Raw genomic sequence first — 18,242 nt, forward strand, 5'->3', positions numbered from 1 at the left:
CATGTACTTGAAATCAATTGAAATGCAGGGCTTTAAGTCCTTTGCGGATAAGACGAAGGTCGTATTTGACAAAGGAGTAACAGCCGTTGTAGGTCCAAATGGATCGGGAAAATCAAATATTACAGAGAGCCTGCGTTGGGCACTGGGCGAATCCTCTGCAAAGAGTTTGCGTGGGGGCAAGATGCCAGATGTTATTTTCGCAGGTACAGAGGTCCGTAAAGCTCTTAACTACGCGGAAGTAGCGGTCACTCTTGATAACAGTGACGGCTTTATCGCAGGTGTTGGTGAAACCATTCGTGTGGAACGTCATATTTATCGAAATGGTGACAATGACTACTTGATCGATGGTAAGAAGGTTCGTCTGCGTGATATTCATGACCTCTTCATGGATACTGGTCTTGGGCGTGATTCTTTTTCTATTATTTCTCAAGGTCGTGTTGAGGCTATTTTTAATGCCAAACCTGAGGATCGCCGTGCTATTTTCGAGGAAGCTGCAGGTATTCTTAAATATAAGATACGTAAGAAAGAAACCGAAAGCAAGCTTAATCAAACTCAGGATAATCTTGATCGATTGGAAGATATCATCTATGAGCTAGATGGTCAGGTTAAACCACTTGAAAAGCAAGCAGCGACAGCAAAATGCTACTTAGAACTCGATGGAGAGCGTAGACAGACCCTGCTTAACCTTTTAGTGCATGATATTGAAGTTGGAAAATCTGACTTAACCCAAACACAAGAAGATTTGGCAGAGGTCAAGGACAAATTAACCAGCTATTATGAGGAACGTCATCGTTTAGAGACGGAGAACCAAGAACTCAAGCAAAAACGTCACCAAATTTCAGAACAAATTTCTTCTGACCAACAAACCTTAGTAGATGTCACACGACTTATTAGTGACTTTGAGCGTCAAATTGATCTCTATACCATGGAGAGTCAGCAGCGTTCCGAGAGAAAAGAAGAGACAGCAGCTCGTCTCAGCGAGCTAGAGAGTTTGAAAGCAGAAGCACAGGCTTCGCTTGATAAGGTTAACCAACGTCAAGTTAAATTGAATGCTGAATTGAATACTATTGCTCAGGAGCTGACTGCCATTCAAAAAGATCTGGAGCAATTCTCTGATAACCCAGATACGCTTATTGAACGTTTGCGAGAAGACTATGTCAGTCTTATGCAGGAGGAAGCTAAGGTTTCCAACAGTCTAACTCAGGTCACCCACGACATGGAAAGTCAGACACAAGCACTTGAGGCACAGGCTGAAGAATATAAACAGGCTCAAGCTTATTTGCTCTCTGCTCAGGAAGTAGCTAGCGAAGCTCAAAAGGCTTATCAAGCAGCTCAAGCGAGTCTTCAAAATCTCTTGAATAGCTACAAAGAGAAGGATCAGTCTTATCAAGTCATCGATAAGGACTATCAAGAAGCTCAAACGAAGATGTTTGACCTCATGGATCACCTTAAGAGTAAAGAAGCTCGCCGTCAAAGTCTAGAGTCTATTCAAAAAAATCATAGTAATTTCTATGCAGGGGTTAAGTCCGTTCTTCAAAATGCCCAATCCATTCAGGGAATTATTGGCGCTGTTAGTGAACACTTGACCTTTGATACGCGCTATCAGACGGCTCTTGAAATTGCAATGGGAGCTAGTGGGCAAAACATCATTGTTGAGGATGAAGCAGCAGCTAAGCGTTCGATTGATTACTTGAAACGTAATCGTCAGGGTCGTGCGACTTTCTTACCATTGACAACCATCAAACCACGTCAACTGAATGGGCAATTTGCTCAAATTCTTGCCAATGCACCTGGTTTCATTGGTATGGCTTCCGATTTGGTCACTTACGAGGAACGTTTGGCTAATATTTTTCAAAACATCTTAGGTGTAACGGCAATCTTTAATACCATCGACAATGCCAATAAGGCTGCTCAAGCTGTTCGTTTTCAAGTACGTATGGTTACTCTTGATGGCTCTGAAATCCGCCCTGGTGGAGCCTTTGCCGGTGGTGCCAATAAGCAAAATAATAGTCTCTTTATTAAGCCCGAACTAGATGCATTAACTACTGAAATTAGCCAAATTAAGGCTCAATTAAGTGATAGTGAGGCTAAGGTTGAAGCCCTTAAGACAAAGCGTAAGGCTTTACAGAAAGCGCTAGAAGATTTCAAAGTTGATGGTGAAAATGCTCGTCTGCAGGAGCAAAGGCTAGGCTTGGAGTATCAGCAAGCCTTATCAGATGTAGAGAAAAATCAAGTCTTGGTAGATAGTTTCAAGCAGGGTTCTCAGGGATCTGAAGGGGCAAATCTTCAAACTAAGTCTGAGCAACTTAAGGCAGAGTTAGCGCAAATTGCATCTAAGCTCGAGGCCATCAATGACCGTATCGAAGCAATTAAGGAAGATAAGGATGCCCTTGGCCAACAAAAACAAGCTCTCTTAGACAGGCAATCTGAACTCCAGTTGAAGGAGCGCGACTTGCAAGCGGAATTGCGTTTTGCTAAGACAGAAAGTAATCGTCTTCAAGCAGACTTGTCTGAATTAACGAAGGAATCTGACAGTCTCAAGGCTCTCCTCAATAACCAAGTCGATGAGGATCAAACTGATCGTCTGCCGCAGTTACAAGCACAGCATAAAGAAGCTGTTCAACGTAAAGACGATTTGGAACAAGCACTTGTTCGTGCCAAGATTCAAGTGCAAGACTACGAAGGTCAGTTGGAGGACTTGGAGGAGCGTTTGGCTAAAGCGGGGAACCGCAATGAAGATTTGATTCGTCAACAGACTCGATTGGAAGAGCGTGAAAGTCAAAATAGTCAGTCGCTTCGTAAGTTTGCGACTCAGTTGGCTGAAGATTACCAGATGACGCTTGAAGCAGCCAAAGGTCAGGTTACCCCTCTTGAGAATGTTGAGCAAACTCGCCAGAATCTTCAAAGTCTTGAGCGTTCGATTAAGGCTCTGGGCCCTGTCAATGTAGAGGCTATTGCCCAATTTGAAGAAGTTAAGCAACGTCTCGATTTCTTGAATGGTCAAAAGGATGATTTACTTGAAGCTAAGGGTCTCCTTCTGAATACCATCAATGATTTGGATGGTGAGGTGAAATCTCGCTTTAAAGCAACCTTCGAGGCTATCCGTGAAAGCTTTAAACAGACCTTTACCCAGATGTTTGGTGGCGGATCAGCAGATTTGATTTTGACCTCAGACAATCTCCTAGAGGCCGGTGTAGAAATTTCTGTTCAGCCACCAGGTAAGAAAATTCAATCACTTAACCTTATGTCAGGTGGTGAGAAGGCCTTGTCAGCTTTGGCTCTTCTCTTTGCCATCATTCGTGTTAAGACTATACCTTTTGTTGTCCTAGACGAAGTAGAAGCGGCTTTGGATGAAGCCAATGTTAAACGCTTCGGTGACTACCTCAATCGTTTTGACAAGTCTAGTCAATTTATCGTAGTTACCCACCGTAAGGGAACCATGTCAGCAGCAGACTCTATTTATGGGGTGACAATGCAGGAATCTGGTGTCTCAAAAATTGTTTCAGTTAAACTAAAAGACCTCGATTTTGACTAAAAATAGATTATAATTTCATGAAAGATAGTTGATAGCTTTATCACTATCTTTTTTTATAGTTTCAAAAAAATTTGAAATGACTTTCAAAAAAACGCAATCGATTGCGTAAAATGCTCTAACAGTGGCTATGATCAGGATTTTTGCCACTATGAGAAAGCGGTCAGCTGGTCTTTTTCGATTGAAATATTACAATTCTAAGAAGTTTTTTCTTTGTTTATTTTACCACTCATCTTTTTCAGTTTGAGACTAGGCTTGTCTGATACGGGCATTGAGCATTACCTGAATGATTTCTCCAAAAAGAATAGTTTCCAAAAAAACTTATTGAATTGACGTAACTGTAGGCACTTGAAAGCACAACTAATTTTTGATAGAATGGTGGTAATTAAATAGAAGTCGTAGAGACTAGTAACCTTATGGAAATTGACAGGGATTGGGGGTCATGGACTGGAAGCCTCCTCAAGGGGAGTTTGGCGAATTCACTCATGAAAACGGCTGACGAATCAAGGTCTGGGAAACCAGATAAAAAACGGATGGTACCGCGTGTCAACGCTCCGGGTTGGAGTTTTGGCGTGTGTTTTTTTGTTTGCGATTCGAAATTGTCATATCAGAAAGGAATATCATGGATTTACAAACACAATTACAAGAGTTGAAAACCTCAACGCAGGCTAAATTGGCTGAAATGCGTGGTGAACACTCTAAGGAATTACAAGAATTGCGTGTTGCAGTTTTAGGTAAAAAAGGTTCTTTGACGGAACTTTTGAAGGGACTTAAAGACCTTCCTAGTGAAGAACGCCCTACAGTTGGTAAAATGGTCAACGAAGTTCGTGACGTTTTGACTGAAGCTTTTGACGAAGCAGCTAAAGTTGTTGAAGCAGCTAAAATTCAAGCCCAACTTGACTCTGAAAGTATTGACGTAACCCTTCCAGGTCGCCAAGTAAACCTTGGTAACCGTCATATTCTTAGCCAAATAGCTGAAGAAATCGAAGATATTTTCTTGGGGATGGGCTTCCAAATTGTTGATGGTTTTGAAGTTGAAACAGACTACTATAACTTTGAACGTATGAATTTGCCTAAGGATCACCCAGCACGTGACATGCAAGATACTTTCTACATTACCGAAGAAATCTTGCTTCGCACTCATACAAGTCCTGTCCAAGCTCGTACACTTGATAAACATGATTTTTCTAAAGGTCCTCTTAAGATGATCTCACCAGGACGTGTTTTCCGTCGTGATACCGATGATGCGACTCACAGCCACCAGTTTCACCAAATCGAAGGTTTGGTCGTTGGTAAAAACATCTCAATGGGTGATCTGAAGGGAACGCTTGAGATGATTATTCAAAAAATGTTTGGTGCAGAACGTCAAATCCGTTTGCGTCCTTCTTACTTCCCATTCACTGAACCTTCCGTTGAGGTTGACGTGTCATGCTTCAAGTGTGGTGGTAAAGGATGTAACGTATGCAAGAAGACAGGTTGGATTGAGATCCTTGGTGCTGGTATGGTTCACCCACAAGTGCTTGAGATGTCAGGTGTTGATTCTGAAGAATATTCAGGTTTCGCCTTTGGTCTTGGTCAAGAACGTATTGCCATGCTTCGCTATGGTATCAACGACATCCGTGGTTTCTATCAAGGAGACGTTCGATTCTCAGAACAGTTTAAATAAGGTTTAGGAGGTTGTCATGACGGTTGTTATTCGAAAGGTTCTTCCCGAAGAAGTTGAAGAATTAAAAGTTATTTCGGAAGATACTTTTAGGGAGACATTTGCTCATGATAATACAGAATCCCAGTTGCAAGCTTACTTTGATACAGCACTGTCTGAGGAAGTTCTGCTCGATGAAATTACTCATGAAGAATCGCGTTACTTTTTCATTATAGTTGATGATGTAAAGGCAGGTTTTCTAAAAACTAATGTCGGATCTGCCCAAACAGAGCAGCACCTAGACAATGCCTTTCAAATTCAGCGTATTTATATCAGTCAGGCCTTTCAAGGCATGGGCTTGGGTAAGCGATTATTTGAGTTTGCTTTGCAAGAAGCTCGTGACCTGGGTTGTGATTGGGCTTGGTTAGGTGTTTGGGAAAGGAATTTCAAGGCACAGATTTTTTACGATAAATATGGCTTTGAAAAATTCGCAGAACACGATTTTCTTGTCGGTGATGGTAAAGTGGATCGCGATTGGTTGTTAAAATTGAAACTATAAACCTAAATGAAGTTGATAGAGAGGTTTTAAGAAGACGATAAAACGCATAAATTTGTCTTCCTCATATATCAAATACAGATATTCCTAAATTACAGAAAGGATTTGAACCCGTCTTAAGAGTGGTTGAAGTTCTTCTTACATTTATCAGTTGAACTGATAGTTTTACAGAAAGGATTTGAATACGACCTCAAAGTTCGAGATTTAGATAAGTCGCTACTGAAATCAGGATTTCAGGCGACTTCCTAAAATCTTGTCACTTTGGTCCTTGCTCTGCAAGGACACGGTCTTAATATCATTATTATGCTAGTTAGTTATAAATGGTTAAAAGAGTTGGTTGATGTGGATGTTACCACGGCCGAACTTGCTGAAAAAATGTCGACAACAGGTATTGAAGTGGAAGGTGTTAAGACACCTGCTGAAGGCTTGTCAAAATTGGTTGTTGGTCATGTCTTGTCATGTGAAGATGTGCCTGAAACACACTTGCACTTATGTCAAGTAGATACAGGAGATGCTGAAGGTCCACGTCAAATTGTATGTGGCGCTCAAAATGTCACTGCTGGAATCAAGGTAATTGTTGCCATTCCTGGTGCCCGAATTGCAGATAATTACAAGATCAAAAAAGGTAAGATTCGTGGTATAGAATCTCTTGGTATGATCTGTTCTTTAGCTGAACTTGGTCTTCCAGATAGCATTATTCCTAAAGAATTTGCAGATGGTATCCAAATTTTGCCAGAAGATGCTGTTCCTGGAGATAGCATTTTCCCATATCTAGACCTTGATGACGAAATTATTGAATTGTCAATCACACCTAACCGTGCTGATGCCCTTTCTATGCGTGGTGTGGCTCATGAAGTTGCTGCAATCTATGGTAAATCCGTTCATTTCCCAGAAAAAACAGTTACTGAAGACAGCAAACTAGCTTCTGATAAAATTTCAGTAGCTATCGAAAGTGATAAAGTGACTACTTATGCTAGTCGAGTGGTTGAGAATGTCACGGTTCAACCAAGTCCACAATGGCTACAAAACCTTCTCATGAATGCTGGTATTCGTCCAATTAACAATGTAGTAGATGTGACAAACTATGTTCTTCTATACTTTGGACAACCAATGCATGCCTTCGATTTGGATAAGCTTGAAGAATCACACATTGTTGCCCGTGATGCACGCGAGGGTGAAAAACTGGTTACTCTCGATGGTGAAGAGCGTGAATTGACTGCTGAAGATATTGTTATTACAGTTGCTGACAAACCTGTTTCTCTTGGTGGTGTCATGGGTGGTGCATCAACTGAAATTGATAACAACTCTAAAAATGTTGTCCTCGAAGCTGCTGTTTTTGATGGAAAATCTGTTCGTAAGACAAGTAGCCGTCTTAACCTTCGTTCAGAATCGTCATCACGCTTTGAAAAAGGTATTAATAACGATACTGTCCTTGAAGCTCTTGATTTTGCAGCAGCAATGTTGCAAGAATTGGCAAATGGATCTGTTCTTGCAGGCCGTGTTCAAGCAGGTTCAGTCGACACAGAACCAGTCCAAGTTTCTACAAGTCTTGACTATGTGAATGTCCGTCTAGGTACAGAATTGACTTTTGCGGATATTGAAGATGTGTTTGCAAAACTTGGTTTCGGTTTGACAGGTGATGCTGATAGATTCACTGTATCTGTACCACGTCGTCGTTGGGATATCAGTATCCAAGCAGACTTGGTAGAGGAAATTGCACGTATCTATGGCTATGAGAAATTGCCTACGACACTTCCAGAGGCAGCAGGAACATCCGGTGAATTGACTAAAACACAAACACTTCGCCGTAAGGTTCGTACCATTGCTGAAGGTGCTGGATTGACTGAGATTATTTCATACACTTTGACAACACCTGAAAAAGCCGTAGAATTTGCTGCGACACCAAGTAACTTGACTGAGTTAATGTGGCCTATGACTGTTGATCGCTCTGCCCTCCGTCAAAACTTGGTTTCTGGTATGCTTGATACCGTTGCTTACAATGTCAACCGTAAGAATAGCAACGTAGCTATCTACGAAATCGGTAAGGTCTTTGAGCAAAATGGTAATCCGAAAGAAGAGTTACCAAACGAAATCAATACCTTTGCCTTCGCAATTTCTGGTCTTGTAGCGGAAAAAGATTTCCAAACCAAAGCAACGCCAGTTGATTTCTTCTATGCTAAAGGTATCATTGAGGCTCTCTTCAATAAACTTGAAGTTTCGGTTGACTATGTAGCGACAAAAGACCTAGCAAGCATGCACCCAGGTCGTACTGCTGCTATTGTGCTTGATGGTCAAACTATTGGATTCCTTGGTCAAGTTCACCCACAAACAGCTAAAAACTACGGTATTCCAGAAACTTATGTGGCTGAAATTAATCTTAGTGCTGTCGAAGACGCCTTGAAACCAGCTCAACCATTTGTTGAAATCACAAAATTCCCTGCAGTATCACGTGATATCGCCCTTCTTCTTAAGGCAGACATCACTCATCAAGAAGTTCTTGATGCCATCTATTCAGCAGGAGTGAAACGCTTGATTGCTGTTAAACTCTTTGACGTTTATGCAGGTGAAAAACTTGGTGCTGGTATGAAATCAATGGCCTATAGCCTCACCTTCCAAAATCCAAATGACAACCTCACAGACGAAGAAGTTGCCAAATACATGGAAAAAATTACCAAAGCTCTCACTGAAAAGGTCGAAGCAGAAGTACGTTAATAGTTAAAAATCCATCTGATAAGATGGATTTTTAAGATAGTAGATATAAGGCTAAAAGGAGATAACTTGTTTTTAGAGTTTTTTGATGGGATTTGGGGACATTACACCTTTGAATCTGATAAAGTCAATACACTTATTGATGCCTTACCCAGTTTTGCTTATCCTTTGGGTCAACTGGTATTTTTAATACTAGTCTATAGGTTACTCGTTCATCAATATATTAAGAGGTTTTTAACCATGTACCTCAGTATATATGTAATTGGCATAAAGAAACATTTCGAAAAAGTAAATTATCTTTACTAGTCCTACCAATAGTTTATCTCTTTGTTTTCGGAATGACCTATGTTTTGGGTGGGAATGTTTTGGCTACCGTCACTGTTTACAAAGATTATAGAGGACTTAAAACTATTTATAGTTAAGTGGACAAAATAGATATTCGTTATCTTGGGTCAAAATCGAGTAGTACTAGAATTGATGCTGTCTTTATTGATTCTGACGGACAGATTTATGACATGCATCTGATAAACGGTGACAAGAGAATTGCTAATCATATTCGACATAATCAGTCAATGTCCTATTCCTCAACTCTATCCTTTGATAAACATGGCAAACCACTTTACATTTCTAAATTCTTGGAATAAGCAGTCCGAATAGCTCTTTCAGTGATTGACACTTGACAAATATGTAAATTCTCTGCATAATAAAAGAAAAAACCTGAAAAGAGGCTAGCCATGCAAATTATTAAACGTAATGGTCAAGTTGCTGAATTTGATCCTGATAAAATCTACCAAGCCATCTTAAAAGCAGCACAGACTGTGTATGTTCTTGATGATTCTTGGCGACAAAACCTTGCTCAAGTCACTAAAAAAGTAGCACTTGATCTACAAGATGCTCAAGTGGAACGTCCAACCATTAACATGATTCAATCATTGGTTGAAAATCGTCTTATGGAAGCTGGTTTCATCAATATCGCCGAGCATTATATTTCATACCGTTTACAACGAGATTTGGAGCGTAACGGTTATGGTGACAAAGTAATCGTACACCTACGCTTTGAACAGACTAAATAATAAAAAGCCATTACTTTGATGGCTTTTTTGTATGTTTGAGTTTTTAGTCTATCATTTTCAAAAGTTTTAAAAAAGTCTTCAGTTCTTTTCCATGTCCTATTTGCATATAAGTCTCAGAAGTTGGTCTTATAAAGGATGTTTCTAAAAAGCGAATTTGTTTCTGAGCTTTGAAATTCTCTAATGAGACCCCTTTTGGAAGCTTCCAGGTAATGTGTCTAGGAGAAATCTGATAGGGAATGGAAACCTTAGCTTTCTCGATAGTTTCCTGACTTTTAGCCATGTTTTGTTGAAAAAGGTCTTTAAGTTTTTTAATATTTTTTTTGAACATACCATTATCAAGATAAATTGAAAGTGCTTTTTGCATGATGAGGTTGGTATCATAGTCAATAAGTCCTTTGTGGGACAAAAAGGTAGTCTTAAGGTTTGGTGGTAAGACGAGGCTACCTAGTCGTAAACCTGGAAAAAGTGCCATGGAAAAAGATTTGATATAGATGGTCTGATTTTGGGTATCGTAGTAGTGAATTGGTAGATTTTTACTATCGCTAAAGTCACCCATATAATCGTCCTCGACGATATAGACATTATACTGTTTGGCAAGTTGAGCCACCTTTTCTTTTTCACTAGCAGTGTAGCTCAATCCAAGAGGATTTGAGTAACGACTAATGGTATAGAAAAACTTAATCTGACCAGTTTTAAAGTGTTCCTCTAATAGATTAAAGTCAATACCATCAAGATTGCGATTGATAGTTTCGTAGGATAGATTTTGACGCTTGACTAAATGGTTCATACGGTGGTAGGTAGGTTGTTCTAAAAGAATTTTGTGAGCACCATTACCGAAATCCATCTGTGATAGGATATAGAGAGCCTGTTGGCTTCCTGAAGTAATGACAATTTGATTTGAATTGACATAAATGTCGTCAGATGCAAGGCGATTTTTTAATGCTTCAACCAGTTCTTTTAGTCCAGCTTGCTCATGATAATAGTTGAAGAGGTAGTCTTGGTGTTCTGCCAAACTTTCATCTAAGCAAAGACGAAAATCCTCGTAAGCTAATTGATTATAGTCATTAAGGTTGAGTAGAACCGTATCATTGGATTTAGAGGGGCCCTCTAGAACATAATAGCCACTTTTGGGGACGGCATAAATATAGTTTTGATACTTAAGTTCCAAGAGCGCTCTTTGAGCAGTATCTTTACTGCAACCATAAGTCTGACTAATCTGACGAATAGATGGTAATTTACTTCCTTTCTCCAAATTACCATTTTGGATATCTTTTGCGATAGTCTTAACAATTTCTTGATAGATGCTCATAACTACCCCCTTACAGATTTTTTTATTCTACCTTATTTATTCTCTGAGAGCAAGATGTCTGGAGGCATTTGACAGTATTATTAGATTTTGACATAATAAAAAGGTTATTAGGAAATACTAAATTCCTATTTTAAACAAGTTTAAGGAGATTGTAATAATGACATTTAAGAAAGTCTTAGGACTTATCGCTCTTGCTTGCTTAACCATTATTGGTTTGTCAGCCTGTACACCGGATAAAGAGCCTACTTGGACATACGATAAAAACAAAATGCAATTTGTGGGACAAGATGCTAGCGTACAAGTTCTTTCTGCCACTAAAATCGAATCCCCTGAAGATCAAAAAGCTATTCGTGTTCACTATAAACTTAGCAACACAAGTAAAGAAACCATGAATGCCTACGCTCTTTTGATGAAAGTGGTTCTCGATGTTAAACAGGAGAAGGAAGAATTGAAGGTTGCGACAATGGTCTTCTCTAAAGACGATGACAGAGACAAGATTGCTAATAAGACAAAGATTGGCCCTAAGGAAGTTAAGGAAATTGTTGTTTACTATGCCGTGTCTGATTTTGATCATGACTTGATAATTGAATTCTCAGACTATGGTACAGAAGCAGATGCGACTGCTCATATTTCATTGAAAAATCTTGAAAATGCACCCGTCAAATACTTTGATAATAAATCTCAATAAGCTTTATCGCCACATGGATGTGTGGTGATTTTTTATAGCCTCACATCTGTACCGGGTCAGATAGAGAAATCTCTACTTGTTTAATCGTCAGAATTTTCATAAACTTATACTATATTTATTTCTAAGGAGTTTTAGATATGTCAGCAAAACGTTTAACCCTCTCTGCATTTTTCATGGCACTTGTTGTCATTTTGAGTTCAAGTCTCTTGTCAATTCCTGTTCCAGGAGGTCACTTCTATTTTAACGGTATTATCATTTTCTTGGTTGGTTTGATATTTCCACCTATGGATGCAGTCATAATTGCTGGTGTGGGCTCATTTATTGGAGATTTTCTTTTTTATCCTCTTCCTATGTGGGTAACACTAGCAACACACAGCCTTCAAGTTCTTGCTATCTCACTTGTTGTAGGTGGGCGATTAGGAAAATTGAGTAAACCTAGGGCTGTTTTAGGTCTCTTGCTTGGGGCAATTATCAACCTACTTGGTTATGGTTTTGGAAGAGCCTTTATCTATGGCACACCAGCCTATGCTATGATGAAAATTCCTTTTGATCTAGTTGCCGCAATTCTTGGTTCAGCTTTCGCCTACTATATTTACTTCCATACAGGATTTATTAAACAGTTTAAAAAAGTTTGGGAAGGAAAATAGATGACCACAGTGATTGTTGTCAATGATCTCGTTGGTTTTGGGAAGGTTGCTTTGACCAGTAGTCTTCCTATCATGTCATCTTGTCAGACTGAAGTTCTTCCCTTACCAACGGTTCTTTTGTCTTCTCATACTGGTGAGTTTGACAATATCTATGTACGATACCTTACAGTTGATATGCAAGGTTTTTGTGGGCAGTGGAAGCGATTGGATTTTAGAGTGTATGGCTTAGTCGGTGGTTATTTCAAGTCAGAAGAAGAACTAGGCCTTGTCAGTCAATTGTCTTACGAAAAAAAGATTCCTCTTTTTGTTGGATCCTATTATGGGTGATAATGGCCGTCTCTATCAAGGTTTTGATAGAGACTATGTAGAAGCTATGAAAGATTTCTGTCAACAGGCTGATGTCATAATTCCCAATCTGACAGAAGCTGCCTTATTGACGGGTTCTCCTTATCTTGAGGAAGGTTCCTATGATATGACTACTATTGAGAATCTTCTGAGAAATTTGAGCAGGCTTGGACCTCGAAAAGTTATTTTAACAGGTATTTCATTTGAGACTGAAAAGATCGGGTTGGCTTATTTCGATAAGGAGACCAATCAAGTAATTTATCGAATGAGGAAACGGTATCAATCACATTTTTATGGGAGCGGGGACTTACTGATGGCCATTTTATCAGCCGGATATTTTCATAACCTTGATTTTCTTAAGGTTTGTGATTTGGCTTTGGATTTCCTGAATAAAGTCCTATTGTTTACACTTTCAAGTGGTCGCCCTTTAAAATATGGTCTCTGTTATGAGCCCTATATCGGTTATTTATTTAATGGCATTAATGAGCTATTGGAGGAGAAAAATGAAAAATGATAATACTCGTGAATTAGTTGAATTGAGTTTGTATGCAGCCTTGATTATTGTTACTATACAGTTTATTCGTATTCCTTTTGGACCACAATTTGTCCGGTAGTGTAAAATAAGTTGTGTAAACACAAAAAGGAATAAATCCGTTATAGTAGAGTTGCAAAACATTACTAGAAAGAGATTTATTCCTATGACTCAGTTTACCACAGAACTACTTAACTTCCTAGCCCAAAAGCAAGATATTGATGAATTTTTCCGTACTTCTCTTGAAACAGCTATGAATGATCTGCTTCAAGCAGAGTTATCAGCCTTTTTAGGGTATGAACCTTACGATAAATTAGGCTATAATTCTGGGAATAGTCGTAACGGAAGCTATGCACGGAAATTCGAAACCAAATATGGGACTGTTCAGTTGAGTATTCCTAGAGATCGTAATGGGAACTTTAGTCCAGCTTTGCTTCCCGCTTATGGACGTCGAGATGACCACTTGGAAGAGATGGTTATCAAACTCTATCAAACCGGTGTAACGACTCGAGAAATTAGTGATATCATCGAGCGAATGTATGGTCATCACTATAGTCCTGCCACAATTTCTAATATCTCAAAAGCAACTCAGGAGAATGTCGCTACTTTTCATGAGCGAAGCTTAGAAGCCAATTACTCTGTTTTATTTCTTGACGGAACCTATCTTCCCTTAAGACGTGGAACCGTTAGTAAAGAATGTATTCATATCGCACTTGGCATTACACCAGAAGGACAGAAGGCTGTTCTTGGATATGAAATCGCCCCAAATGAAAACAATGCTTCTTGGTCCACCCTGTTAGACAAGCTTCAAAACCAAGGAATCCAACAGGTTTCTCTTGTAGTGACCGATGGCTTCAAGGGGCTTGAAGAGATTATCAATCAGGCTTACCCATTAGCTAAACAACAACGTTGCTTAATTCATATTAGTCGAAATCTAGCTAGTAAAGTGAAACGAGCAGATAGAGCGGTTATTCTGGAGCAATTTAAAACGATTTATCGTGCTGAAAATTTAGAAATGGCAGTGCAAGCTTTAGAGAACTTTATCGCCGAATGGAAACCAAAGTATAGGAAAGTCATGGAAAGTCTGGAGAATACGGATAATCTTTTAACTTTTTATCAGTTTTCCTACCAGATTTAGCATAGCATTTATTCGACAAACCTCATTGAGTCTCTTAACAAAGAAATCAAACGTCAAACGAAAAAGAAGGTCCTTTTTCCTAACGAGGAGGCTCTGGAACGTTATTTAGTTACCCTGTTTGAAGATTATAATTTCAAGCAAAATCAACGCATCCATAAAGGGTTTGGCCAATGTGCTGACACACTTGAAAGCTTATTTGATTAACATTCTTCAACTCTACTTGAGTGTTTACACATAATTATTGACAGTATCATTTGTCCATTTGGGAAATGCTTTGGTTGTAATTGCTATCTTAATTTTTGGTGCTAGAAAAGGTGCGTTAGTTGCAACGGTAGCATTAGGGCTATTTGATATTTTTAATGGCTATGCTGCTGAGGTTTGGATTACTATTTTAGAATCTTTGATTGTCTGTTTGGTGCTCTATCTTGTTTTTGAAAAGCTCCTAAAATCAAATGATAAAATAGTTAACGTCATTATCGCTGGAGTGATCGCTGCATTGACCAAAATTATTTTGAATTTCCTTAAGTATACGATTATTAATACCATCGTTGCGTCCCTCCCCTTAAAAGCTGCCATGCTAGCTTCAGTGATCAAGATTGGTGGAACTTTTGGAACATCAGTTGTTACAATCATTGTGGTTCCTCTTTTATATCCTGTCTTCAAACGCATTTTGAAAAAAGACTAAAGATTGAGCAGGCGGGTCCTGCTTTTTCTTTTCGATTTTACATAAGCAAAGGTCCAAATTTACACTAAAAAATGGTAAAATAACTAAGTTAATGTCAAGAAAGGAAAGGGCTAAAGACTGTTTTAGCCCAGATATGTTATGTCTATTTTAGAAGTCAAAAATCTTAGTCACGGATTTGGGGACCGTGCCATTTTTGAAAATGTCTCATTCCGTTTGCTCAAAGGTGAGCATATCGGTCTTGTCGGTGCTAATGGTGAAGGAAAGTCAACCTTTATGTCTATCGTTACTGGGAAATTGCAGCCAGATGAAGGTAAGATAGAGTGGTCTAAGTATGTGACAGCGGGTTATTTAGATCAGCACGCTGTCCTTGAAAAGGGTATGACCGTACGCGATGTCCTTCGTACGGCTTTCAATGAGCTTTTTAAAACTGAGGAACGTATCAACAAGATTTATATGTCTATGGCAGAAGAAGGTGCCGATGTTGATGCTTTGATGGAAGAAGTAGGTGAGCTTCAGGATCGGTTGGAAACTCGTGATTTCTATACTCTTGATGCCAAGATAGATGAGGTTGCTCGTGCCTTGGGTGTCATGGATTTTGGTATGGATACCGATGTGACGGATCTTTCAGGCGGTCAACGTACCAAAATTCTCTTAGCTAAGTTACTGCTTGAAAAACCCGATATCTTGCTTCTCGATGAGCCAACCAACTATTTGGATGCTGAACACATCGCCTGGCTTAAGCGCTATCTCCAAGAGTATGAGAATGCTTTTGTTCTCATTTCGCATGATATTCCATTCTTAAACGATGTTATTAACATTGTCTACCATGTTGAAAATCAAGATTTGGTTCGCTATGCAGGCGATTATGATGATTTCCAATCTGTCTATGCTATGAAAAAAGCACAATTAGAAGCTGCCTATGAACGTCAGCAAAAGGAAATTGCCGATCTTCAAGATTTTGTTAACCGTAATAAAGCTCGTGTTGCTACTCGAAATATGGCCATGTCTCGCCAGAAAAAATTGGATAAGATGGAGATTATCGAGTTGCAAGCAGAAAAACCAAAACCTGAATTCCATTTCAAGGAAAGCCGTACGCCTGGATGTTTTATATTCCAAACTAAGGATCTCGTAATTGGATACGACAGTCCTTTGACTAAGTCGCCTTTGAATCTCACTTTCGAACGTAATCAAAAGGTAGCTATCGTCGGTGCCAATGGTATTGGTAAGACCACTTTGCTGAAAAGTTTACTTGGGATTATTCAACCTCTTGAAGGAGAAGTTGAAACAGATGATTTTATTGACCTAGGTTATTTTGAGCAAGAAGCAGAAGGTTCACGTCAGACCCCACTTGAAGCGGTTTGGGATGCTTTCCCAGCTCTAAATCAAGCTGAGGTTCGTGCAGCCCTAGCTAAATGTGGTTTAACTTCTAAACATATTGAAAGTCAAATTCAGGTCTTGTCAGGAGGAGAGCAGGCAAAAGTTCGTTTCTGTCTCCTTATGAATCGTGAAAATAATGTCCTTGTTCTGGACGAGCCAACTAATCACTTGGATGTTGATGCAAAGGACGAATTGAAGCGTGCCCTTCAGGCCTTTAAAGGTAGTGTCCTAATGGTATGTCACGAACCTGAATTTTATGAAGGTTGGACAGATATTTGGGATTTTAATGAGTTAGTTTAATCAAAAAGAGTGTTGACATCTTCTCAATGAGTTAGAGTGTCACTCACTCTATTTTTGAGTGGGCAAAGAGCCAAGTAGTAGTCATTAGGATTTGCTAATAGCTTAATGATAGAGACTCTAGGGTCAGTCAGTGATAAGAATATTTCACATGGCACACTAGTTAATATGTATTGAGCTAATAAAATGACGATTTTAAATCAAAATATCTTATTTTGTTCAAAAAGTAACAAAGTTTGAGCATAAAACGTTTAACCGTTTTCTAATTGTGGTAAAATTGTATAGTAATCTATTATCAAAAGAAAGTTGGATAAATTTATGTCAAAAATCGTAGTTGTCGGTGCTAACCATGCTGGTACTTATAGTATTAATACTATTCTTGATAATTACGGAGACCAAAATGAAGTAGTTGTTTTCGATCAAAACTCTAACATTTCATTCTTGGGTTGTGGTATGGCTCTTTGGATTGGTAATCAAATCTCAGGTCCTGATGGCCTTTTCTATGCCAACAAAGAAGTCCTTGAAAGCAAGGGTGCAAAAGTTTATATAAACTCACCAGTTGAGTCTATTGACTTTGACGGTAAAACTGTTACAGCTCTTGTTGATGGTAAAGAACATGTTGAATCATATGACAAATTGATTTTAGCTACTGGTTCACAACCAATCTTACCTCCAATCGATGGTGCTGAGATTAAAGAAGGTAGCCGTACTTTCGAAGCGACTCTTGAAAACCTTCAATTCGTTAAACTTTTCCAAAACGCTCAAGAAGTTATTGATAAGTTGAACGATAAGTCACAAGACATCAAACGTGTAGCAGTCGTTGGTGCAGGTTACATTGGTGTTGAATTGGCTGAAGCCTTCCAACGTCGTGGTAAAGAAGTTATCCTTATTGATGTTGTTGACACATGTTTGGCTGGATACTATGACCGTGATATTACAGACCGTATGGCTAAAAATATGGAAGACCATGGTATCCAATTGGCCTTTGGCGAAACTGTTAAAGCAGTAGAAGGTGAAACTAAGGTAGAACGCATAGTAACAGATAAAAATGCGTACGACGTAGATATGGTTGTTCTTGCTGTTGGTTTCCGTCCTAATACAGCCCTTGGAGCTGGTAAATTGGAAACATTCCGAAATGGTGCTTACCTTGTTAATAAGAAACAAGAAACATCAGTTAAAGATGTTTACGCCGTTGGTGATTGTGCTACGGTTTATGACAATTCTCTTGACGATGTCAACTACATTGCCTTAGCTTCAAATGCTATTCGTTCAGGTATCGTCGCTGGACACAATGCCGGTGGTGGTGATGTTGAATCAAACGGTGTTCAAGGATCAAATGGTATCTCTATCTATGGTTTGAACATGGTTTCTACTGGTCTGACTGAAGAGAAAGCAAAACGCTTTGGTTTCAATCCAGCAGTAGTCGAATCAACAGATCTTCAAAAACCTCCCTTCATGAAGGATGAAAATGAATATGTAACTATCAAGATTGTTTATGATAAAGATACTCGTAAAGTTTTGGGTGCTCAAATGGTTTCACTCATGGATATCTCAATGGGAATCCACATGTTCTCATTGGCAATTCAAGAAGAAGTAACAATTGACCGTCTAAAACTGCTTGATTTGTTCTTCTTGCCACACTTTAACCAACCACTTAGCTATATTGCTAAAGCAGCTATCTCCGCTGAATAATATTAAACAGAGGCTGGGCA

At 39.1% G+C, this 18,242-nt stretch carries 11 protein-coding genes and 4 pseudogenes; 14 read left to right on the top strand and 1 reads right to left on the bottom strand.

Features of this window, described 5'->3' with window-relative positions; genetic code table 11:
- Position 1: 1 nt before the first annotated feature.
- From smc to NST05_RS04755, 6 genes are all read left to right on the top strand, one after another.
- The gene (gene smc / locus NST05_RS04730) at positions 2-3,535 is read left to right on the top strand and encodes a chromosome segregation protein SMC (protein ID WP_084826040.1); all 3,534 of its coding nucleotides are present in this window, start codon (positions 2-4) and stop codon (positions 3,533-3,535) included.
- A gap of 619 nt (positions 3,536-4,154) precedes the next feature.
- A complete protein-coding gene (gene pheS / locus NST05_RS04735; RefSeq protein ID WP_084828919.1) occupies positions 4,155-5,198 on the top strand; it encodes a phenylalanine--tRNA ligase subunit alpha in 1,044 nt (347 codons plus the stop codon).
- Positions 5,199-5,214: 16 nt separating this feature from the next.
- On the top strand, positions 5,215-5,733 hold the full coding sequence (locus NST05_RS04740) for a GNAT family N-acetyltransferase (protein ID WP_011226187.1): 519 nt from the start codon (positions 5,215-5,217) through the stop codon (positions 5,731-5,733).
- A gap of 300 nt (positions 5,734-6,033) precedes the next feature.
- A complete protein-coding gene (gene pheT, locus NST05_RS04745) occupies positions 6,034-8,442 on the top strand; it encodes a phenylalanine--tRNA ligase subunit beta (protein WP_084828918.1) in 2,409 nt (802 codons plus the stop codon).
- A 419-nt stretch (positions 8,443-8,861) separates the two neighbouring features.
- The gene (locus NST05_RS04750; protein WP_014621735.1) at positions 8,862-9,083 is read left to right on the top strand and encodes a hypothetical protein; all 222 of its coding nucleotides are present in this window, start codon (positions 8,862-8,864) and stop codon (positions 9,081-9,083) included.
- Between the two features lie 90 nt (positions 9,084-9,173).
- On the top strand, positions 9,174-9,512 hold the full coding sequence (locus tag NST05_RS04755) for an ATP cone domain-containing protein (protein WP_014608455.1): 339 nt from the start codon (positions 9,174-9,176) through the stop codon (positions 9,510-9,512).
- A gap of 43 nt (positions 9,513-9,555) precedes the next feature.
- On the opposite strand, the gene NST05_RS04760 is transcribed toward NST05_RS04755, so the two are convergent.
- Positions 9,556-10,821: an aminotransferase-like domain-containing protein gene (locus tag NST05_RS04760; RefSeq protein ID WP_011681310.1), complete on the bottom strand. Its 1,266-nt coding sequence runs from the start codon at positions 10,819-10,821 to the stop codon at positions 9,556-9,558.
- A gap of 157 nt (positions 10,822-10,978) precedes the next feature.
- On the opposite strand from NST05_RS04760, the gene NST05_RS04765 reads away from it, so the two are divergent.
- The 8 genes and pseudogenes from NST05_RS04765 to nox all read left to right on the top strand — a co-directional run bounded on the left by NST05_RS04765 (position 10,979) and on the right by nox (position 18,222).
- Complete coding sequence (locus NST05_RS04765; RefSeq protein ID WP_084828917.1) at positions 10,979-11,509, top strand: DUF5067 domain-containing protein; 531 nt, start codon at positions 10,979-10,981, stop codon at positions 11,507-11,509.
- 137 nt (positions 11,510-11,646) lie between these two features.
- Entirely contained in the window at positions 11,647-12,156 is a 510-nt protein-coding gene (locus NST05_RS04770; RefSeq protein WP_011226181.1) for an ECF transporter S component, read from the top strand.
- Positions 12,157-13,015 (top strand): annotated as a pseudogene (locus tag NST05_RS04775) (pyridoxamine kinase).
- Positions 13,005-13,109 (top strand): annotated as a pseudogene (locus NST05_RS11045) (ECF transporter S component); the annotation flags it as partial. The pseudogenes NST05_RS04775 and NST05_RS11045, both read left to right, overlap by 11 nt.
- Before the next feature lie 90 nt (positions 13,110-13,199).
- Positions 13,200-14,375: pseudogene (locus NST05_RS04780) on the top strand (IS256-like element IS1191 family transposase).
- A gap of 49 nt (positions 14,376-14,424) precedes the next feature.
- A pseudogene (locus tag NST05_RS04785) lies at positions 14,425-14,856 on the top strand (ECF transporter S component); the annotation flags it as partial.
- Between the two features lie 138 nt (positions 14,857-14,994).
- The gene (locus tag NST05_RS04790) at positions 14,995-16,533 is read left to right on the top strand and encodes an ABC-F family ATP-binding cassette domain-containing protein (protein ID WP_340742909.1); all 1,539 of its coding nucleotides are present in this window, start codon (positions 14,995-14,997) and stop codon (positions 16,531-16,533) included.
- A 315-nt stretch (positions 16,534-16,848) separates the two neighbouring features.
- The gene (nox, locus tag NST05_RS04795; RefSeq protein ID WP_084828913.1) at positions 16,849-18,222 is read left to right on the top strand and encodes a H2O-forming NADH oxidase; all 1,374 of its coding nucleotides are present in this window, start codon (positions 16,849-16,851) and stop codon (positions 18,220-18,222) included.
- Positions 18,223-18,242 lie beyond the last annotated feature (20 nt).

Source organism: Streptococcus sp. FSL E2-3494, assembly GCF_038007085.1.
Taxonomy (GTDB): Bacteria; Bacillota; Bacilli; order Lactobacillales; family Streptococcaceae; genus Streptococcus; species Streptococcus thermophilus.